Genomic DNA, 18,714 nt, shown 5'->3' with positions numbered 1-18,714 from the left:
ACGGGCAAACAAAAACGCGCGGCTGGAGGGAAACAGCCGCGCGCTTTGGGTCATGTTGAGACAGGGTTCAGACGTTGTTCAGAATCCGGTCAACGGTCTGGCGCACTTCGTCTTTCGACTTGCCCAGCTTCTGCTGGAGCACACCTTCCATCTGTTCCCGATCACCCTTGGCTTCCTCAACGTCGTCCTCTGTCAGGTCTCCATACGCCTCGCGCAGTTGACCTTTGATTTCAGTCCATTTGCCTTCGATCACGTCGCGATCCATGAGACTCTCCTTTCGTTAAATTCAGTTAGACGCAACAGCGTCTTCTTCAGGCGATTCCACGTCGACCGTCGGGACGGTCACGGTGATATCGCGTTCTCCGACGTCGACATCGCCGACCTCGGCATCGTATTCGGGCAGATTGCCGCCTTCGATAGACACGGTCGGCAACGCACCGTCTTCGGTTTGGTCGATGTCGACCATGTAAACGCCGAATGCCACAGCCGCGACCAGCACGACACCTGCAAGAATTGCTCCGATTTTCATAACAATATCTCCTTTTTTCAGTAAGTTAACGAAGATACCGCCAAGAAAGTTCCACAGATTTTCAGGTATTTTCCATTTCGCGGCTCAACAGCGCTTCAATCTCGTCGATTGGGTGGTTGGTCAGTACTTTGGCCACATCCAACCGCACACGTGCCGCCACTTCAGGGTGCATTTCCTTGCGCAGCTCGGCCAAGGCCGGGCGACTTGCAATGATGATCAGGTCCTTGAACCGTCCCTTGTGCACATCCCGGTAAAGCTGCTCCGCGACATCCTTGGCGAAACGCTCTTTTTCCAGTTGGTGCCAGTCGGTGTCGTCGACGGCCGAGCGCTGTACGGACGGGCCGTCGTTAAAGCGGCCCGGACGGTTTTCGGCCCAATCCTGCGCCTTCGGATTGTCCTGTTCTTCCTTGTCGCGAACGACAAGGTTCATGTCCATGTCGTCACCTTTGTTGACAAGGTAGAGTGCCTTTTCACCATCTGCGATAAGCACCCATGCGTTTTGCGGTACACCTGACTTACGCATCACTGTTGTCCTCCTCGTCTTCGAGACCCTTGGTCACACGCGTCGCGCCTGCAGGACGCTCCGTGCTGCGTTTCTGTTCGTCTTTCGAACCGATGGTGCGTGCCAGACGGCCGCCGCTGCGACCCTGCTGGTCAATGTCTGCGTCGACGCCGAACACTTCTTCTGTCTCGCGACGACCGTCTTTGGATCTTTGCCGTTCAGCCATGTGCCACCTCCTCGGAGCTTGCGTGAATTACCCTGCGCTGCATGTCGCTTTGCAGCAGCGCGAGGTTTTTCTTGTGGGATTTGAAAGCAACGTCGAAGAGATCACCGATGATCGGAACACCGCCCACGATCAGATCGATACCAGCGTTAAGCCCCATACGGGCCAACGTGCGTTTGCGCGCGCCCATCTGGTAGCCCTGCCAGATCATCCATCCGGCGGGAACCGTGGTCACCGCGTCACCAATACCGGGGATCACGCCAAGAATGGAATCCCACCCAACGCGAACACCGATGACCGGCACGCGGAATCGGCTGTCCAGCAGGGCTGCGACGCGCGCAATGCGCGCCAGACGGTCTGCTGTATCGGCGGACGACAACGATGTCTGGACCATGGTGATCCCTCCCAAAATGCTCGGAAGGTCAACGTGTGATCAGCTTGAGGGTTCCGTTATTTCCTCACCGATCGATGCACCCAGAGTGTCTGCTTTTACCGCGCCACGCTCCCCCATCGGGCGATCCTCGCCCACGGTGCTGTCGCGTTTGGTCTGCGCTTCAAGCTCGGCATCCAACAATGCCCCTAAAAGCACAATGAACGCCGAAAGCCACAGCCAGGTTAGAAGGATGATGACCCCACCCAAAGCGCCGAACGTTTCGTTGTAAGATCCGAATGACTGGACATAGAGGCTGAACCCGTAACTGCCCCCCACCCAAAGCGCACAAGCCACGAACGCTCCTGGTGTCAGCCAGCGCCATTTCGCAGACCTGCGGTTTGGCCCCAATCGGTACAGCACCGCGATCCCGAACGCCCCCATGAGAAACAGGAAAGGCCAACGCAGGAACATCACCACGTCGTCAATGATGCCGTAATCCCCGAAAATCGCTGCGATCACTGGGATGGCAGCCACAACGATGATGGCGACAAGCAAACCGACAATCAGGAAAATCGTGAGCAGGATCGTAAGCGCCTTGACCACAAAGAAGTTCCGGGTTTCGCGTTCTTCGTAGATGACATTCAGCCCGGCGATAAAATTCGCCACAGCCTTCGATGCGGAATAAAGCGCAATGGCCAAGCTGAACAACGCGGCAAAGCTGAGTGTCGAGCTGTCGGCATTCGCCACATCCCGCAACTGTCCCAGCACGATGGTCTGTGCCGCTTCGGGCAACAGGGCCGCGATGTCTTCGCTGTTCTCGACCAACATCTCGGGATTGAGGAACGTCCCGGCAAAAGCCACGATGGCGGTGATGCCCGGAAACAAGGACAGCAAGCCGTAAAACGCGATCCCGGCGGCGATCAATCCCAGGTTCAAATGCGTTTGTTTGTTCCACATTCGGACGAGGACATCCAAAATCCCCTTGGTTGGGATGTGGGTCGGGCGGTGGGCGAAACGTCCACGGCTCATAGGCATGTCTCCTTGCAGGTCACAAAAGGAACCGCGGGCAGCAGTGTCAAGTTCCGTCAGACAATGTTTTCGGTGATCCCCGGCAGGGCTTGTGCCAAATGCGCATGGTTTTCGGGATCATAGGGCACCAAGAAACCCGTTCTGTTTTCCGGCAAGCACACTCCGTTTTCCGCAACGGCCCGCGCCCACCATGGAAACAAGGTCTCGGCCCGCACAGCCTCGGCCGGAAGCGCGTCAAACCACCAATGCGACAGCAATCGGTCTCGCAGGACGCGCATCTTTTCGGGCTCTGAAATGGCAACCGCCGCTTCAGTATCCCACCGCATGGACCGACCATTCAGATTTCCGGACCCGATCAGCGCGAAATCGTCATCTTTCACAAGAACCTTGTTGTGCACATAGATCATTGGTGACCCTGCAAGCGCAGACCTGCAATCCCGCGAGGCCATGACCGGTCGCACCGGCGACGCGAACAGCGCACGGTCGCCAAAGGCGTCTTGGACAAGACCAACTGCCTCTTGTTGCAGACTAAGGCCAAACTGCGTGTCCAGCCCGTCTTCGTCGTAGAATGCAAGGCTTTCCGGCAAGGCCGGCAGGATCGCCACGAGATGAAGCCCCGGGTTGCGACGCGCAGACTCGGCCAAGGCCGCCGAAATCGGTCGGGAGCGAAGAAATTGCGTTTCAATATGGATCAGGTGGCGGGCAGAGCGGAAACTCTGGATATGCGTCGCCTCGATCTCATTCACCACCGTGCGTGGCGACAGATAGGGAAACTGCATACGTCGCGGCGCCGACATGGTGCGCTTGATCGTATCAAGCTGCGGGGCTGCGCATTTGCCCGATGTCACATCCAGAAACGTGTCAAGATGGCTCTTGGCTTCGGCTACCTCTGGCCCGTTGCGCATCAACAGATGGATGTCAGACCATGTTTCGCGTGCTGGACGGTTATGGTCCAGCGTGTCGAAACGCCTTTCATTCAGATCAAGACCACCGATGAACAGCGTATCATCATCGACCACCGCCAGCTTTTGGTGATGGGTGACCGTGCGCAATTCGGGCAAGGGTTGCTTGTTCAACAACACGGCCTGTCGTGTCAGACGGTCCTGGGACAAGCCAGCCAACTGATCCCATTTGCGTTTGAGCACGGCAGGCAGCAATATCCCCCAAGGTAGAATGCCCGCACGCGCGTCATGTAGTGCTGCGGTGATGGAGACCTGCCCCGGCGCGGCATTTGCGATCTCGGCCAAAGCCGCGCCCTGCCGCACGGTCTGCCATGTCAGCTCGTGAAGAGGCGTTGCCATGACTGGGTCGAAATCGCTGACCACCAAAGTGACCGACACACCGCGCCGGATCACATGCGCCAAGAGGTCGAACCAGTCTTTTCCAACGGCCTGCGCCTCGCGGCTGCGCAACCGTGTGCGCAAATCAAAGACCCGAAACGACCCATGTAACGATGAGCGCGCTTGCAGCACAGCCCGCTCGAATGCGGGCCACGCCTCTTCTGCGGTGATTAGGACTTCCAACTCCGGTGCAGAGTCGGGGTGCATGGCGCGCACGGGATCAGACACAAGCTTCCCCTCTTCATGACCGGCATTCTTGCGCCAGATCAGGCGACGTTCTTTTGGTTGGTCACGATCCCGGTGGTCACGATATCGGTCGCCTCCATTACCTCGTCATCGCTCATCTGAAGGATTTCAACCAATTGTTTTCGTGCGCGGTTCACGCGGCTTTTGATCGTGCCAACGGCGACGCCACAGGTCTCTGCCGCTTCCTCGTAGGAAAAGCCGCCCGCGCCGACCAACACCAACGCTTCGCGCTGTTCATCGTTCAACTGGTCAAAGGCCCGGTTGAAGTCGCGCATCTGAAGCCGTCCGTCGTGATCCGGCTTTTGCGCCAGCGATGCCGCCATTTCACCATCGACATCAGCCACTTCGCGACGCGCTTTGCGGTGATGCGAGTAATAGGTGTTGCGCAGAATCGTGAACAACCACGCCCGCATGTTCGTGCCTGGTTTGTAGGAATCGATTTTCGTCCACGCCTTGACCAAAGCGTCCTGCACCATGTCATCCGCCAACGCTGAATTGCGCGTCAAACTCATGGCGAAGGCGCGCATCGCACTCAGATGCTCTACGATTTCGTCTTTGGGGTCAGTCATTTGACGACTCCGTTGACGGTTTGTCCGCTTGCCGAAGCTGCTCGAGCAACTGGGTGAACCGATCCGGCACCTCTTGTTTGGCAACGTCCTCATAGACCCGCTTAAGGTTTGCCTCGATCTCTTGCTCAAGGCTTGATAATTTCCGATCCTGTTTCATGTAGCCCTTCAGAATTATGCACTTTTGTCGCGCGTCAGCGGGAACTTAACGCTATCTAGGGCGTTTGGTTCCCGTAACATTCAAAAAAAGTGGGAGCTTTTCTCTATGTCGACCGAACAACCCCAGGACCTGACCTCCAAGATCGGAGCGAACCTTCCGTTCCTGCGCCGATATGCGAGAGCTCTCACCGGTTCACAGGTCGAGGGTGACAAATACGCTGTCGCGGCTCTTGAAGCGATCCTGAGCGATACATCCATCTTTGATCACGAAGCGTCTAACAAGGTCGCCCTGTTCAAGGTCTTCCATTCGATCTGGTCCACTTCGGGCGCAACATTCAGCGATTCCGAAACGGGCGTCGCCGCAAAGGCCCAGAAACATCTGGCCCGCCTGACGACGGGCACGCGAGAAGCGTTGCTGCTGCACACAATCGAGGAAATGTCCTTTGACGATGTGGCCAGCGTGTTGGACATCACTTCCGGAGAGTCGGAAAAGCTTGTCGATATCGCCTATATCGAAATGGCAAAATCGTTGGCTGGTCGCGTGATGATCATCGAAGACGAAGCCATTATCGCCATGGACCTTGAAGCCATCGTTGCGGATATGGGTCATGCGGTGACCGGAATCGCCCGCACCGCCGACGCGGCCGTCAAACTGTTCAACTCGGAAAAGCCGCATCTGATCATGTCGGACATTCAACTTGCCGACGGATCAAGCGGCATCGACGCGGTGAACAAGATTGTGGCCGACAATCCGGACACTCCAGTGATCTTCATCACCGCCTTCCCGGAACGTCTGTTGACAGGTGAAGGCCCGGAACCCGCATTCCTGATTTCCAAGCCTTATACCGAAGAGCAAGTCCGCTCTGCGGTCAGCCAGGCGATGTTCTTCTCCTCCACGGAAACATTGAAAGCTTGACACCAACAAAAAAACCGGAGCGCACCCGCTCCGGTTTTTTTTACGATCGCACGGCCCGCACGATAAGGGTTGCCACGAAGAGCACCACAAATACCACAAACAGGATTTGCGCGATCCCGGCCGAGGCGGATGCAATGCCGCCAAATCCGAACACTGCGGCAATCAGAGCGATCACAAAGAATATTGCAGCCCAATACAGCATGGGGAAGTCCTTTCCTTTTTCCATTCAGCAACTGGCCTCTCAACCCTTGTTCGACAGCGATGGTTCCGAGGAACTTTGGCGGCGCCACAGACGTTGGTGTGGAAATGAAAGGAGATTTAAAATGGCACAGACACAGACAAACAGCTCGGACCTGCACGAAGACACGGGGGCACAAACGCTGCCAAAATCGGACAGGATCAAGGCCGCGGTTTCACACGCACAAGAGGGCGTTCAGGACGCAAGCGCCAAACTGCGCGACACAGCGCTGGAGACTGCAGAACGGGGTGTCGATCAAGCGCAGACCATTCAGGGCGAGTTCGACAGCGCGGTGCGACGCAACCCGACGCTGGCCGTTCTGGGTGCCATGGGCGTCGGCGTTGTTCTGGGCCTTGCGCTGAACAAACGTGCCTAAGTGCCAAACCCCAGCCGCGCCAACGCGGCAAGCACATCGTCGGTCGAGTAGGGGCGTAACAAAACGCCCGCCCCTGCCCGATCCGAAAATTCGGACGGACCGTCAATCACGATCAGCGGACAGGTGCTGGCATCATATGTTGCAAGAAAATCTGCGACATCGTGCCGATGCATCGACAATCCGAACAGCATCAATCTGAGATGCTTTCCCGATTGGGTCAGCGCGTCATGTGCATCTGCAACGCCGCGCGCGTGCACGACGGGCCCCAACCCTTGCCCGGTCAGGATCTCGGTCAAATCGTCGGCTTCGACCATGTTGTTCGAAATAATCAGTGTTCTCGGAGCTGATGTGGTCAACTCGGGCATGTCTCAAATTCCTTTGGAGTTTCGTCACGCATGACACCCCGGAAGCATTTGCGCATTAAACTATGACATAGCGAGGCATCATGAAAACGAATTGCGAAAACTGCCCGCTGCGACAGCTCGATTTGTTCGAGGACATGTCAAAAGATGAGCTTCAGTTTATGTCGCGCTTCAAAACCGGGGAATTCATCGCCCAACCGGGCACCGAAATTCTGGCCGAAGGCGCATCTTCCTCCCAGCTTTACACGGTCCTTGATGGCATGGGCATGCGCTACAAGACACTCGAAGACGGCAGCCGTCAGGTTGTCGGCTTCATTCTTCCGGGCGATTTCATCGGCTTGCAAAGCGGTGTCATGGGAGAAATGAAACACACGGTCGAGGCCGCGACCCGGATGACACTGTGTGTGTTCAACCGCTCTGAACTTTGGGATCTCTTCAAGTACCAGCCTCGCCGGGCCTTTGATCTGACCCATGTCGCGGCGACCGAGGAATTCCTCTTGGGCGAAATGCTGGCCGCCGTTGGCCAGATGAACGCAATGACCAAGATCGCATGGGTTCTGAACCGGTTTTACAAACGCCTCACCGCTTTGGGTCTGAACGAGAATGACCAAGTCCCCTTGCCTTACCGCCAGCAGGATATCGCGGATGCCATGGGGTTGTCTTTGGTGCACACGAACAAAACGCTGGCAAAGTTGCGATCTCAGGGGGTGGTTACATGGTCAAGCGAGATGCTGACCGTACATCGCCCCAACGCATTGGCCGAGCTTGGCTTATCCGCAGGCGTGCCTGCCATACGGCGTCCTTTGATCTGACATTACGTCGCGACCTTCGGGAACTCTGCCGCCCACAGCGCGTTCTTTGTTCAACGCAGGAGATAAGAATGTCCACCACGACCAACCACACTCGACACAATTGTCTGCAATCCCTGTTCGACACTCTGATCGACATCAGCCAAGGCTATGAGACCATGATTGAACGGGCAGAGCCGTCTGTCAGGGCGTATGTGACAGACTTCTCCCAACAACATGACCGCGACATCCGCGAGATTGAACGCATTGCCTCGGAAGAGGGGTTTGAACTTGATCGGTCCGGCACTGTCATGGGCGACGTCCACAAGACAGCTGTCAAACTTCGCGACCTCTTTTCAGATATCGACAACGGCGCACTGCAAGCTGTGGCCGATGGCGAAGAAAACGTGGTCAAACGCTACGACGACGCCATCAAAAGCCTCAGCCGCGAAGACACGCTGCACACAATCCTGACCGAGCAGCGAAACGCACTGCGCACCCGGATCGCAACCCTGCCCGAAACAGCGTGATCCAGACCTTTCCAAGGAGGACGACATGAGCACCCCATCCCAAGCATTCGACACCGCAAAGGACCGCGCGGCAGACATGGCAGAAGACGCAAAGTCACAGATGGCGCAGACTGCCCATACACAAGCCGAACACACACGCGATCAAACGGCTGAAACCGCCGAGCAGGCGGCAAGTGCGACGCATGCTGCAAGCCATGAATTCGACCGCGACACGCTTCAGGCCGCAGCGCTTGAACAGGTGGGCGCCCAGATCAACGCAGTGGCCGCACATTTGCGCAACACACCGGTTGATGAAATGGTCGACGATGTTGCTGTTTTTGCCCGCAAAAACCCATTGCTGTTTCTTGGCGGTGCGGCACTGGCCGGCTTTGCTGCGGCACGGTTTCTGAAATCCGGTGAGGGTTCACGCGGCATGGCGGACGATGCCAATGACCCGTGGGCGGGCCACCTCAACCAGACGGCGGATGCCGCATGACCCAGACCACCCCACGTCCAACTGATCTGCGCAGCCTGATCGGCAGTATCCTTGCCGAAGCACGCCTGCTGCTGCGCGCCGAGGTTCAACTCGCTCGGCGCGAGCTGTCCAACAGCGCAGCCCGGGCAGGCACCGGACTTGTGCTATTTGGTCTGGCCGCGTTGATCGCGCTTGTGGGGCTCACGGCCCTTGCGGTCGCTGCCATACTGGGTGTGGCGGCGTTGGGCGTTGCCTATCACTGGGCCGCCCTGATCGTCGCAATCGCGTGCCTGACACTCGCCCTGCTGTTCGTCTTTATGGGCAAGTCGCGCCTGTCCTCGGCAGCGCTCGCACCGCGGCGGACCCTGAAACAAGTCAAATCAGACATCGACGCAGTAAAGGAGATGGCCCGTGCCTAATACAGATCAGCTTGAACGGAATGCAGAAACCCACCGGGCGCACCTGACAGACCAGATCAGCGCTCTGGCCACATCGGTCAACCCGGAAGCAACCGCCAAGCGGGCGGTTGGTCAGACTGCGGATATCGGCCAAAGCGTTACCAAAGCTTTGATGGAGGGCGTAAAACGATCGCCTTCGGGACTGGCGCTTGTCGGGATCGGTGCGGCTGTGATCGCGCTGAATGCAGGCCAGCGCCCTGCGGCGTCACGCCAGCCTGATCCGACAGAGAATATCGACGACCGGATCGCGCGTGCAGACCGAAACATGAAAACGCGTGCGCAGGTCGAAACCGGCCGCCTCGCACAGTCCCCTTCGGCATCGACTTTGCGCAGGTCGCTGGACAAAGGACTGGACCGTTTGCCACCCGACGCCCGTGCCCGTGTCACCGAAGCACGCCTTAAAGTGATCGACGCACAAGAAAAACTCGACCGTCAGGCACGTCGCAGCGCACGCCACGCGCAAGAGGCCCATGAGAGCCAGCCCTTTCTGACAGGCGCCATCGTCGCCGGGATCGGGGCATTGATCGGGGCGTTGCTGCCATCGACCAAGGCCGAAGCAGACCTGATGGGCGCGGCACGGGACAAAATGATGCGCGACGCCGAGGCTGTGCTGCGCAACGAAATGGCCCAGCTTGAACGGCAGGGCAAAGCGGCTGTCGACACCGGCCTTCGCGAAGCCCGCGCCGAATTTTCCGGGACACCCCAAAGCGCATGATGCTGGCACATACCGAACTTCGCACCCGCCTCCAGACAATCTGTATCGTTCTGGTGGCGATGGTGGTGGTGGTGACCGCGATGAAGCTGGCCAAGGGCTTGCTGGCGCCGGTCACGCTTGGACTGATCGTGGGCATCGTGGCCGCCCCCGGCATGCGCCTGCTGGCCCGTTTGGGCATTCCCCGTGCCGTCAGCGCAAGCATCAGCCTTTTGTTTGTCGGCGCTGCGACCGTTTTGCTGATCGCGGGCCTTGGCCCCATCGTGATGGACCTGATCGGACAGGTGCCCCGCATCGAAGACGAAATTCGCTGGTGGGTGATCGACGCCAGCCGCGCCATTCGCGGACTTGAATCTGTACAGATCGAACTTGAGCAAAGCCTCGCAGAAGACGGCAAGGAAGTTGAGGCCGCGATGCCAAGCTTGCTGGACGCCCTGTCGATGGCGCCGAACTTTGCCGCGCAATTGCTGACCTTTGCAGGCACGTTCTTTTTCTTCACGCTGACGCAGAACGAAATCTACGCCACGGTCAAAGGCAAGGCAGCCTCGCTGCGGCAAGCCGACAAGGCCGTATCGCACTATTTCGTGACCGTGGCCGCCATCAACGCGGGCCTTGGTGCTGCGGTCTTTGCCGCGATGACGGTGATCGGCGTGCCGAACCCCATCCTCTGGGGGGCTGCCGCCTTTATCCTCAACTTCGTTCTATATCTTGGCCCCGTCATGTTGCTGGTGGCACTTGCGGTTGTTGGGTTCACCGAATTCAACGGGGCTTACGCGCTGCTGCCCGCTTTGGCCTATCTCATGCTGAATATGACCGAAGCACAGTTCGTGACCCCGACCCTTGTCGGCCAACGCCTTCAGTTGAACCCGCTTGTTGTCTTTCTTGCGATCCTCTTCGGCCTATGGCTCTGGGGACCGATCGGAGGCATCGTGTCGCTGCCTCTTCTGGTTTGGGCGACGGCGTTCATGGCGCACCAACCTCAGCCCGACCCGGCGACCGACGCAGACCTTGCACCAACACAGGCGTGATATGATCCAGACCAAACCGACCTTCCCCGCCCTGCCGATGGAACAGACCGCAGACGGCAATGAGCGCCTTTGTGGGATCGAGATCGAATTCGCCGGTCCAACCGAGCACGAGACCGGCGCTCTTATCGCAAAGGACTTCGGCGGCTCCTTGGTGGATGGCGGCGATCACAGCGTCACTGTGTCCGACACCCGCTTTGGTGACATCGAGGTGGAACTGGACATCACGCTGCGCAAACGCGACGACCTGCCGTTTCTCAAAGAAGGGCTGGACGCATTTCGCGGGCTGATCCCGGTCGAGGTGGTGACGCCTCCGCTCAGCCGCACGCAATTGGAAGAGTTCAACACGATCTGCGCCGGCCTGCGCCGCATCGGGGCGATGGGATCGCGCAGCGGTGTACTGTTGGGGTTCGGCGTACATGTGAACCCCGAAGTGGTGGCCCCCGATCACCGCTTCACACTTGACACGATCACCGCTTACGCGCTGCTTGAACCTTGGCTGCGCGACAAGGAACAGGTCGATACGACCCGACGCATGATGCCGTTCATCGGAGCATGGCCACAGGGGTTGATCTCGGATCTGGCGAACAACGATTATAACAGCCTTGCCAACCTCATGCGCATGGCCGCCGAGCACATTCAGAGTCGCAACCTCAGCCTTGATCTGCTGCCACTCTTCAAACATGCCGAGCCGGATCTGTTCGCCGAATGCTATGACATCGACGACAAAACCGCCGCGCGCCCCACCTTTCACTTCCGCCTGCCCGACAGCCGCATCGACGAGGCGGATTGGTCCCTGCGCCAGCCCTGGCAGTTGTGGCGGCAGGTCGAACTCGTGGCCGCCAATGACACCCTGCTGGCGGCGCTGCGCGATGCATGGAAAACACATGACGCTGCGTGGTTTGAGCGAAAATCCGTCTGGGTCAAAACCATCGACACGCTGCTTCAGGATCACGACGCAAAGGCCGATTTATGAGTCGCCCACTGATTGCCGTGACCACCTCGGCCCGCACCGGCTGGCGGGTGTACCCCCTGATCAATCTGAACCTCTGGATCACCGGCGGGCGCGGCCTGCGGTGGGGCGTGGGCCGGATTGTCGACCTTGAACATGTGGACGGGCTGATCATCGGCGGCGGCGATGACATCGGCCCCGAAATGTATGGTGGCAAGCTTGGCATTTCGGCCAAACTCGACCCCGAGCGCGACGAACTGGAGCGTTGCCTTGCCGAAGCGGCACTGGAGCGCAATATCCCGGTGCTGGGTATCTGCCGGGGATCACAGATGCTGAACGTCGCCCTTGGAGGGACGTTGGATCAGGACGCTTGGACAACCTATGGTGCCGACCGCAAGATCACCACGATCCTGCCCAAGCGCGAGGTCTGTGTTGAGAGTGACACCCACCTGTCGCTGATCAGCGGCGAAAAACCCATGCAAGTCAATGCTTTGCACAGCCAGTCAGTGGATCGGCTTGGCCAAGGGTTGCGCGTGTCCGCTCGTGATACAGGTGGCATGGTTCAGGCCATCGAAAGAATACGCGACCCGTTTGCACTTGGTGTGCAATGGCACCCGGAACACCTGTTCTACGCCCACCGCCAACGCGCCATCTTCCGCGCACTCGTGAGCGCGGCCCGCGCCTATCGCGCCGACCGCAGCCAAACCCACGCCATGCGCCAAGACCTGGCCTGATGCTCGGCCATTGCCTGCAGCGGCGGTGGGGGGGCACGGGATGACCTGAAGGCAGTCCCCCCTTGGCACGCACAGGAAATCCCCCAGAGCGCGGGAATCCTGGCATCCCGACGGAACCGCCCGCCCCGGAGTGGCGTTGAGACACTGAACGTCACATTCAGAGAGGTACGTCATGTCCGCTCCATCCACGAATATCGAAAAGCAATCGAAACGCCATCGCCCGGCCATCTGGGGCATTATCGCGGCAGGTGTTTTCGCAGTCGTGCTGTTCCTGGCCTATCTTGCCAACCTGGCAGCCCAAGGCAATGAGCCGGGTGAAGACACATCCGCACCCGCCGCAGCGGCAACAACGGACGGGTAAGCGTCATGGTCAAAGACCACGGATCGTCTATCAAGAATGACGAAACTTACGAAGCGCTGCGCGAAGACGGCCACAGCAAGGAAGCCGCCGCGCGCATCGCCAACGCGCAGGCGAACCCCGACCAGTCACCTTCCAAGACAGGTGGCAAAGCGTCCAGCTATGAAGACTGGACCAAAGACGATTTGTACGACCGCGCGCAAGAGCTCGAGATCGAAGGCAGGTCCGACATGACCAAGGCCGAGCTTATCGCCGCCCTCCGGGACCGCTGATCCTGCGTGTTTGACCTGCGCAGATGGTGAATCTCTGGAAAGCAAAGCCAGCGCCGCATGAGGCGCATCAAGGAGAAACTTATGGGTATCGAAATCACTGGCATTGGAGGCTTGATCCTCCTTGTTCTCAATATCTGGGCGTTTGTGTCGATCATCGGGTCGCACAACTCCACCGGATCAAAGGTGCTGTGGTGTTTGCTGGTGCTGATCCTGCCGCTGCTGGGGTTTATCATCTGGCTGATCGCCGGGCCTCGCTCCGACTCGGCGCGCGCCTGACGCTATCAAGCCCCGCTGACTGGCGGGGCTTTTTCAATGGCACGCAGCCGGCTCACCGCGCGGCCTGAACGCTCTCGATATATTCCAGCAGCGCGACCAGCTTGCGCGGGGTCGGCGTAAGAACGCCATCACCCGTGTCCAGTGGCACCAAATCCCCCTCAAGCAACGCCCCGAATTCTGGCATGTCCGGCCCGGAAAGCGTTGTTTTGGTGTACCCGTCGATGGTCGACAGCACCTTGACCGATGGGAACGTGCCGCCGTTTCGCACCGAAAGCAGCGTCAGATCCGGCGGCGCTTTGGCCATCGCGCGTGCCATCGGGCCATCGCCTTTGGCGTCTACCCCGTGACACACTGCGCAGTTTTCCATGAACAACGCGCGGCCATCGCTGGCGGCGGGCATTTCCTCCGGCGTGCAGGCGGCGACAAGCGCTGCCGCACAGCTTCCCAATGTCAGACTGATGAGGGTTGGGCGCATTTCGGCCTCCTTGCTCGATTGTGCTCAGAGTGCCTGTCTTTGACCGTTCACGCAACCATCTGCCCAGTGCATCTGTGCAAAGGTGAGTGACAATCGGCGGACCCCGGCGCAGTCTGCACCGGAATCGCGACACACGGAGACCGCCCATGCCGATCTACGCCCTCACCATGCTGGCCGCCGGGATCGGCATCCCACTTCTGGCCGCGCTGAATGCCGCTTTGGGGGTGAGGATCGGATCCCCCGCAGCTGCGGCGATGGTGCTTTTCTGCGTGGCTCTTCTGGCTGCCACCGCGGCCACGCTGATCACCGGCCCACGGGCGCTGGTCAATGTGCCGCTTGCCCCCCGGCATCTGCTGTTGGGCGGGTTATTCGTGGCGTTTTACGTATTGTCGATCACCTATATCGCACCGCATTTCGGTGTTGGGAATGCGGTGTTCTTCGTGCTGTTGGGCCAGCTTATCTCAGCCGCGTTGATCGACCATTTCGGTCTTTTCGGTGCACGGGTCAGTCCGCTGAACCTCACCCGCGCCACCGGGATCGCTGTCATGGCATTTGGCGTCTGGATCACCCAACGCGCCTGAGCAGAGGTCAGTTAACCGTCAGGCTGCTGATCGACGCTCGAATGCGGGTGTCGGTATCGTCACTGTCACCGGACAGCGCCAAGCCCACAAGCGCAGCATCACCGCCCCCAAAGGCGTTGGCATAATCGCGGGACAGGTTGACGCTTTCATTTGCGCTGCCGGTGCCCGACCCGCGCAACACGATCGTCTTGCCCCGATTGCCAAGATAGGGGCTGCTTAACACTGCCCCTCTGTTGTGCGCCCCGCCCCAGACATAAACCAGCACCCGTGCGGCATCATTGGTCAGCAATTGGCGCACACTGGCCCCCTTGAGGGCCTGTGCTTCGGCATCCGGCAGGAATACGAAATAGAGCGCCAGATTGCGGTCATCGCCGCCCTTCTTGCGTAAGTCGGTGGCAGGCACACCTTCTTGCACGCTCCACGACCATTTGGCCGTCGACGCCTCCCAATAGCTTTCCGGCAGCGGACGATACGCCAGCGATACCGAACCGTTCGAAGCGACACTCACAGAGCTGCCGTTGAACCCGTATGTGTTGGACGAGAAAAGCGAGAACTTCTGAGTTTTCCACGATCCGTCAAAAGACACAGGCGCGGCCATGGCAGGCAACGCGGAAAGACAGACAGCAGCAGCGGTAAGCAAACGGAACATGGGCACACCCTTTCGTGGTTGCCTCTGGTCTAACAGCCCGGTGCGATCACTGGCATCAAACGTTCGCGTGAGAGTTATGTCACCCTCTCGTGGCGGTGTTACAGGGCGGTCAGTTTGCCCTGATCCAACCGAATGCGGCGGTCCATGCGCGCTGCAAGGTCCATGTTATGCGTTGCGATCAACGCAGACAGACCTGTTTCCCGAACCAGCGCCATCAACGCGTCGAACACCGTATCGGATGTCGCCGGATCAAGATTTCCTGTCGGCTCATCCGCCAAGAGCACCGAGGGCCGATTGGCCAAAGCCCTGCAGAACGCGACGCGTTGCTGTTCGCCGCCAGACAGGGCTGCCGGCCGATGATGCGCTCGCGTGCCAATGCCCACAATCTCAAGCAATTCACGCGCGCGCGCATCTGCATCGCTGCGCGCAATTCCGGCGGCCAGCTGTGGCAGGACAATGTTCTCTTGCGCGCTGAATTCGGGAAGAAGGTGATGGAACTGGTAGACAAACCCCACCTCGTCCCGCCGCACCAAAGTGCGCCTGCGATCGGGCGCACCGGTTAGATCCGTCCCAGCGATTTCAACTGTGCCGTCATCGGGTGTGTCCAGCAGACCGGCGATATGCAACAACGTCGATTTTCCCGCACCCGACGGTGCCACCAGCGCCACGATCTCGCCCTTGGCAAGCGACACATCCACCCCGCGCAGCACCTCGACCGCTGCCGGGCTACCCGCGTTGTAGGTCTTGGTGACCCCGGTCAATCGCAGCGCAACATCATTCATAGCGCAACGCCTCGACCGGGTTCATCCGCGCGGCGCGACGGGCGGGAAAGATCGTCACGATAAAACTGAGGCCCAATGACAGGGCTACCGCGCTGAGCACATCCGGCAGGCGCAATTGCGCGGGCAATTCGTAAATCCCGCGCACCGCCGGATCCCAGACCCCGCCGCCTGCCACATAGTTCACAAACGAAAAGATCGGGTCGATATAAAGCGCGAAGAGACAGCCAAGGATCACCCCGGCGACAGTGCCCAAGATGCCGGTGAACGCACCACAAATGAAGAACACCCGCAGCACGGCGCCTTCGGTCAGGCCCATGGTGCGCAGGATGCCGATGTCACGGCCCTTGTTCTTGACCAGCATGATCAGGCCCGACACGATGTTCATCGCTGCGATCAGAACGAGGATCGACAGGATGATGAACATCACATTGTCCTCGATCTCCAACGCGCGAAGGAACCCGCCGCTGGCGTCCTGCCATGTCCAGACAAGCGCCCTTTGTCCGGCGGCCTGCACAATCGGCAGCGTCACGCTTTCGACCCGGTCGGGATCGGCAACCATCACCTCGATTTCATCCGCAACGCCTTCGCGGTTGAAGTAGAGCTGCGCCTCGCCAAAGGGCATGTAGACACGGGTTCGGTCAATGTCGTAGCGCCCGGCGGTGAAGACATAGACCACCTCATAGGCCTTGACACGCGGGCTGGTCCCGAAGGCGGTGCGCACCCCGTCGGGCGAGATCAGCTTGACCTTGTCGCCCAGCGAAACACCAAGTTCCCGCGCCACACCCGAGCCGATGGCGATGCCTTCGCCAAAGCGCACCAGATCACCGCGTGCGGTCTCGGGATCAGCAATCCGCGGAATCGTGAGAAGGTCGTCTGGCGAGATGCCGAACACCTCGACCCCGGCGTTTCGGCTGTTGGCGGTGGCCATCACCTGCCCTTTGACCAGAGGCGCTGCGCGGGTGACGCCGGGGACTGCGGCCACGGATTGCGCCAAGGTCTCGTAGTCCTGAATTGTGCGGCTCGAACGGCCAAACTCATCGGCCTGCTGCTTATAGTAAACCGTCACATGTGCGTTGGACCCGAGGATCGTATCGACGAATTCAGCCCGAAACCCAGAACGCACCGCCAAGGTCGCAATCAATGCAAAGACGGCCAGCGTGATGCCGATCAGGCTGATCCATGTCATCACACTCACCCCGCCCTCGGCACGGCGGGCGCGCAGGTAACGCCACGCGATCATCCATTCGAACGGGGCAAAGGGGGGAGGTGTCTGGGCCATGTCGGTCTCTTGCTGCTCTGAGCGATAAGTGGCTGCTTGGCCCCGGCGGGTCAAGGCGCACGGGTTAGGTCCGGTCTGGACCTATTGTTTCGCGCGCGAAACATTGGGTCAGAGGTGCTGACCCGACATTGCAGGACGTGTAGGGCGTTCCACAATGTCCTTCTAAATCGTGCAGATTGCGAACGGTATCTATACATTTTCCTGGCATCATCCCGCCAACGCCTGCGTCTTGCGGCGAAAAACGGCCACAAATGCCGCAGACGGCGATTTCTCCCATGAGACGCAATAAAAATTCAGAGCGCGGTCTCGAGGTTTCTGCATGGTGATTTTCAACAGTGCTTGTTCTGACCCCGCCCGCTTGGCATAGACAGGGGCATGACTGGACCCAGATATCCCGACCTGATCGCCAAACTGCCCTCCTCTGTGCCGTTCGTCGGCCCCGAAGTGCAGGAGCGTCAACGCGGTGCGCCGTTCCTTGCGCGGCTTGGTGCGAATGAAAGCGTCTTTGGCCCATCGCCCTTTGCCGTTGCCGCCATGCAGGACGCGGCAGGGCAATGCTGGCAATACGCGGATGCCACGAATTACGATCTGATCCGCGCCATCTCGGAGCATATGGGTGTGCGTCCCGACAACATCATCATCGGGGAAGGTATCGACGGGTTACTGGGATATCTTGTGCGGTTGCTGGTCGCGCCCGGTGACCCGGTGGTCACTTCGGACGGCGCCTACCCAACGTTCAATTACCACGTTGTGGGCTTTGGCGGGACGCTGCACAAAGTGCCATTCCACAATGATCACGAAGACATCGACGCGCTCATGGCCAAAGCGGCCGAGGTCGAAGCAAAGATCGTCTACCTGTCGAACCCGGACAATCCGATGGGCAGCTGGCACAGCGGTGCCAAGATCGAAAAGGCGCTGGACGCGTTGCCCGATGGCACCCTGTTGCTTCTGGACGAGGCCTATATCGAATTCGCCCCGGACGGCACCGCTCCGACGATCGACGCGGACGATCCGCGTGTGATCCGCATGCGCACCTTTTCCAAAGCTTTCGGCATGGCCGGTGCGCGGGTTGGATATGGCATTGGCGCACCTGAGTTGATCAAGAGCTTCGACAAGGTCCGCAACCATTTCGGAATGTCCCGTATTTCGCAGGCCGGCGCGTTGGCCGCCTATGAAGACACCGCCTGGCTGGATGAGGTCATCGCACTTGTGGCCGAGGCACGCGACCGGATCGCGTCAATTGCCAAGGCCAACGGACTGTCACCGCTGCCCTCTGCCACAAATTTCGTCACCGTGGATTGTGGGCAGGACGGCGCGTTTGCCAAGGCTGTGCTGACAGCGCTGATCGAACAGGGGGTGTTCGTGCGCATGCCGTTCGTGTCACCCGGAGATCGCGCGATTCGGATCAGCGCGGGGCGCCCTGCCGATCTCGACATCTTTGAAACGGCCCTGCCGAAAGCGCTTGAATCGGCGCGCAGATAGGCGCGGCCACTGATCTTCACGAAAAATTTGCTGGTTTGCTTCAGATTC

Annotated in this window: 30 protein-coding genes; 15 read left to right on the top strand and 15 right to left on the bottom strand. The window is 59.3% G+C overall.

Annotated features, from left to right (window positions below):
* Positions 1 to 67: 67 nt before the first annotated feature.
* From MCRY_RS14965 to MCRY_RS22620, 9 genes are all read right to left on the bottom strand, one after another.
* Positions 68 to 265 (bottom strand): CsbD family protein, encoded by a 198-nt coding sequence (locus tag MCRY_RS14965; RefSeq protein WP_085631303.1) that lies wholly within the window; start codon positions 263 to 265, stop codon positions 68 to 70.
* Between the two features lie 21 nt (positions 266 to 286).
* A complete protein-coding gene (locus MCRY_RS14960; RefSeq protein ID WP_085631300.1) occupies positions 287 to 529 on the bottom strand; it encodes a hypothetical protein in 243 nt (80 codons plus the stop codon).
* Between the two features lie 61 nt (positions 530 to 590).
* Positions 591 to 1,052 carry a baeRF12 domain-containing protein gene (locus MCRY_RS14955; RefSeq protein ID WP_085631298.1) on the bottom strand — a complete coding sequence of 154 codons (462 nt, stop codon included), beginning with the start codon at positions 1,050 to 1,052 and terminating at the stop codon, positions 591 to 593.
* Positions 1,045 to 1,257: a hypothetical protein gene (locus tag MCRY_RS14950; protein WP_085631296.1), complete on the bottom strand. Its 213-nt coding sequence runs from the start codon at positions 1,255 to 1,257 to the stop codon at positions 1,045 to 1,047. The genes MCRY_RS14955 and MCRY_RS14950 overlap by 8 nt, the downstream gene beginning before the upstream one ends.
* Positions 1,250 to 1,648, bottom strand: coding sequence for a DUF4112 domain-containing protein (locus tag MCRY_RS14945; protein WP_085631294.1), 399 nt, complete (start codon positions 1,646 to 1,648; stop codon positions 1,250 to 1,252). The genes MCRY_RS14950 and MCRY_RS14945 overlap by 8 nt, the downstream gene beginning before the upstream one ends.
* 39 nt (positions 1,649 to 1,687) lie before the next feature.
* A complete protein-coding gene (locus tag MCRY_RS14940) occupies positions 1,688 to 2,656 on the bottom strand; it encodes a YihY/virulence factor BrkB family protein (RefSeq protein ID WP_085631293.1) in 969 nt (322 codons plus the stop codon).
* A 56-nt stretch (positions 2,657 to 2,712) separates the two neighbouring features.
* Positions 2,713 to 4,224: a phospholipase D family protein gene (locus MCRY_RS14935; RefSeq protein WP_338087037.1), complete on the bottom strand. Its 1,512-nt coding sequence runs from the start codon at positions 4,222 to 4,224 to the stop codon at positions 2,713 to 2,715.
* 38 nt (positions 4,225 to 4,262) lie between these two features.
* Complete coding sequence (locus tag MCRY_RS14930) at positions 4,263 to 4,811, bottom strand: RNA polymerase sigma factor (protein ID WP_085631291.1); 549 nt, start codon at positions 4,809 to 4,811, stop codon at positions 4,263 to 4,265.
* Positions 4,804 to 4,968, bottom strand: coding sequence for a NepR family anti-sigma factor (locus MCRY_RS22620; protein WP_138488084.1), 165 nt, complete (start codon positions 4,966 to 4,968; stop codon positions 4,804 to 4,806). The genes MCRY_RS14930 and MCRY_RS22620 overlap by 8 nt, the downstream gene beginning before the upstream one ends.
* A 105-nt stretch (positions 4,969 to 5,073) precedes the next feature.
* Between MCRY_RS22620 and MCRY_RS14925 the strand changes: the two genes are divergently transcribed.
* Positions 5,074 to 5,883, top strand: a complete 810-nt coding sequence (locus tag MCRY_RS14925; protein WP_085631289.1) for a response regulator — start codon at positions 5,074 to 5,076, stop codon at positions 5,881 to 5,883.
* Positions 5,884 to 5,923: 40 nt separating this feature from the next.
* Here the strand turns inward: MCRY_RS14925 and MCRY_RS14920 are convergent, their stop codons facing one another.
* The gene (locus MCRY_RS14920) at positions 5,924 to 6,085 is read right to left on the bottom strand and encodes a DUF1328 domain-containing protein (RefSeq protein ID WP_085631287.1); all 162 of its coding nucleotides are present in this window, start codon (positions 6,083 to 6,085) and stop codon (positions 5,924 to 5,926) included.
* Between the two features lie 121 nt (positions 6,086 to 6,206).
* Here MCRY_RS14920 and MCRY_RS14915 point away from each other — a divergent pair, with 121 nt between their 5' ends.
* Positions 6,207 to 6,497 (top strand): hypothetical protein, encoded by a 291-nt coding sequence (locus tag MCRY_RS14915; RefSeq protein ID WP_085631285.1) that lies wholly within the window; start codon positions 6,207 to 6,209, stop codon positions 6,495 to 6,497.
* Here MCRY_RS14915 and MCRY_RS14910 read toward each other — a convergent pair.
* A complete protein-coding gene (locus tag MCRY_RS14910) occupies positions 6,494 to 6,862 on the bottom strand; it encodes a hypothetical protein (protein WP_085631283.1) in 369 nt (122 codons plus the stop codon). The genes MCRY_RS14915 and MCRY_RS14910 overlap by 4 nt on opposite strands.
* An 80-nt stretch (positions 6,863 to 6,942) precedes the next feature.
* Between MCRY_RS14910 and MCRY_RS14905 the strand changes: the two genes are divergently transcribed.
* From MCRY_RS14905 to MCRY_RS14855, 11 genes are all read left to right on the top strand, one after another.
* Complete coding sequence (locus MCRY_RS14905; RefSeq protein WP_085631281.1) at positions 6,943 to 7,671, top strand: Crp/Fnr family transcriptional regulator; 729 nt, start codon at positions 6,943 to 6,945, stop codon at positions 7,669 to 7,671.
* A gap of 68 nt (positions 7,672 to 7,739) precedes the next feature.
* Positions 7,740 to 8,177, top strand: a complete 438-nt coding sequence (locus MCRY_RS14900) for a DUF2383 domain-containing protein (RefSeq protein ID WP_171046142.1) — start codon at positions 7,740 to 7,742, stop codon at positions 8,175 to 8,177.
* 25 nt (positions 8,178 to 8,202) lie between these two features.
* The gene (locus MCRY_RS14895; protein ID WP_085631277.1) at positions 8,203 to 8,652 is read left to right on the top strand and encodes a hypothetical protein; all 450 of its coding nucleotides are present in this window, start codon (positions 8,203 to 8,205) and stop codon (positions 8,650 to 8,652) included.
* On the top strand, positions 8,649 to 9,050 hold the full coding sequence (locus tag MCRY_RS14890) for a phage holin family protein (RefSeq protein ID WP_085631275.1): 402 nt from the start codon (positions 8,649 to 8,651) through the stop codon (positions 9,048 to 9,050). The genes MCRY_RS14895 and MCRY_RS14890 overlap by 4 nt, the downstream gene beginning before the upstream one ends.
* A complete protein-coding gene (locus MCRY_RS14885) occupies positions 9,043 to 9,804 on the top strand; it encodes a DUF3618 domain-containing protein (protein WP_085631274.1) in 762 nt (253 codons plus the stop codon). Before MCRY_RS14890 ends, MCRY_RS14885 begins: the two co-directional genes overlap by 8 nt.
* The gene (locus tag MCRY_RS14880; RefSeq protein ID WP_085631272.1) at positions 9,801 to 10,829 is read left to right on the top strand and encodes an AI-2E family transporter; all 1,029 of its coding nucleotides are present in this window, start codon (positions 9,801 to 9,803) and stop codon (positions 10,827 to 10,829) included. Before MCRY_RS14885 ends, MCRY_RS14880 begins: the two co-directional genes overlap by 4 nt.
* A 1-nt stretch (position 10,830) precedes the next feature.
* Entirely contained in the window at positions 10,831 to 11,802 is a 972-nt protein-coding gene (locus MCRY_RS14875) for an amidoligase family protein (protein ID WP_085631270.1), read from the top strand.
* On the top strand, positions 11,799 to 12,512 hold the full coding sequence (locus MCRY_RS14870) for a gamma-glutamyl-gamma-aminobutyrate hydrolase family protein (protein ID WP_085631268.1): 714 nt from the start codon (positions 11,799 to 11,801) through the stop codon (positions 12,510 to 12,512). The genes MCRY_RS14875 and MCRY_RS14870 overlap by 4 nt, the downstream gene beginning before the upstream one ends.
* A gap of 172 nt (positions 12,513 to 12,684) precedes the next feature.
* Positions 12,685 to 12,873, top strand: a complete 189-nt coding sequence (locus MCRY_RS14865; RefSeq protein WP_085631266.1) for a hypothetical protein — start codon at positions 12,685 to 12,687, stop codon at positions 12,871 to 12,873.
* Between the two features lie 5 nt (positions 12,874 to 12,878).
* A complete protein-coding gene (locus MCRY_RS14860; RefSeq protein WP_085631264.1) occupies positions 12,879 to 13,142 on the top strand; it encodes a DUF7218 family protein in 264 nt (87 codons plus the stop codon).
* 81 nt (positions 13,143 to 13,223) lie between these two features.
* On the top strand, positions 13,224 to 13,418 hold the full coding sequence (locus tag MCRY_RS14855) for a PLDc N-terminal domain-containing protein (RefSeq protein ID WP_171046141.1): 195 nt from the start codon (positions 13,224 to 13,226) through the stop codon (positions 13,416 to 13,418).
* 52 nt (positions 13,419 to 13,470) lie between these two features.
* On the opposite strand, the gene MCRY_RS14850 is transcribed toward MCRY_RS14855, so the two are convergent.
* On the bottom strand, positions 13,471 to 13,893 hold the full coding sequence (locus MCRY_RS14850) for a c-type cytochrome (protein WP_085631262.1): 423 nt from the start codon (positions 13,891 to 13,893) through the stop codon (positions 13,471 to 13,473).
* A gap of 146 nt (positions 13,894 to 14,039) precedes the next feature.
* On the opposite strand from MCRY_RS14850, the gene MCRY_RS14845 reads away from it, so the two are divergent.
* Positions 14,040 to 14,474: a DMT family transporter gene (locus MCRY_RS14845; RefSeq protein WP_085631260.1), complete on the top strand. Its 435-nt coding sequence runs from the start codon at positions 14,040 to 14,042 to the stop codon at positions 14,472 to 14,474.
* 7 nt (positions 14,475 to 14,481) lie between these two features.
* On the opposite strand, the gene MCRY_RS14840 is transcribed toward MCRY_RS14845, so the two are convergent.
* The 3 genes from MCRY_RS14840 to MCRY_RS14830 all read right to left on the bottom strand — a co-directional run bounded on the left by MCRY_RS14840 (position 14,482) and on the right by MCRY_RS14830 (position 17,184).
* On the bottom strand, positions 14,482 to 15,123 hold the full coding sequence (locus MCRY_RS14840; protein WP_085631258.1) for a DUF3047 domain-containing protein: 642 nt from the start codon (positions 15,121 to 15,123) through the stop codon (positions 14,482 to 14,484).
* A 98-nt stretch (positions 15,124 to 15,221) separates the two neighbouring features.
* Complete coding sequence (locus MCRY_RS14835) at positions 15,222 to 15,905, bottom strand: ABC transporter ATP-binding protein (RefSeq protein ID WP_085631256.1); 684 nt, start codon at positions 15,903 to 15,905, stop codon at positions 15,222 to 15,224.
* Positions 15,898 to 17,184: a lipoprotein-releasing ABC transporter permease subunit gene (locus MCRY_RS14830; RefSeq protein ID WP_085631254.1), complete on the bottom strand. Its 1,287-nt coding sequence runs from the start codon at positions 17,182 to 17,184 to the stop codon at positions 15,898 to 15,900. Before MCRY_RS14830 ends, MCRY_RS14835 begins: the two co-directional genes overlap by 8 nt.
* Positions 17,185 to 17,559: 375 nt before the next feature.
* Here MCRY_RS14830 and MCRY_RS14825 point away from each other — a divergent pair, with 375 nt between their 5' ends.
* Positions 17,560 to 18,666 carry a pyridoxal phosphate-dependent aminotransferase gene (locus MCRY_RS14825; RefSeq protein WP_085631252.1) on the top strand — a complete coding sequence of 369 codons (1,107 nt, stop codon included), beginning with the start codon at positions 17,560 to 17,562 and terminating at the stop codon, positions 18,664 to 18,666.
* Positions 18,667 to 18,714: the final 48 nt, after the last annotated feature.

Source organism: Marivita cryptomonadis (genome assembly GCF_002115725.1).
GTDB lineage: Bacteria > Pseudomonadota > Alphaproteobacteria > Rhodobacterales > Rhodobacteraceae > Marivita > Marivita cryptomonadis.
This window is presented reverse-complemented; position numbering and strand designations above follow the sequence as displayed.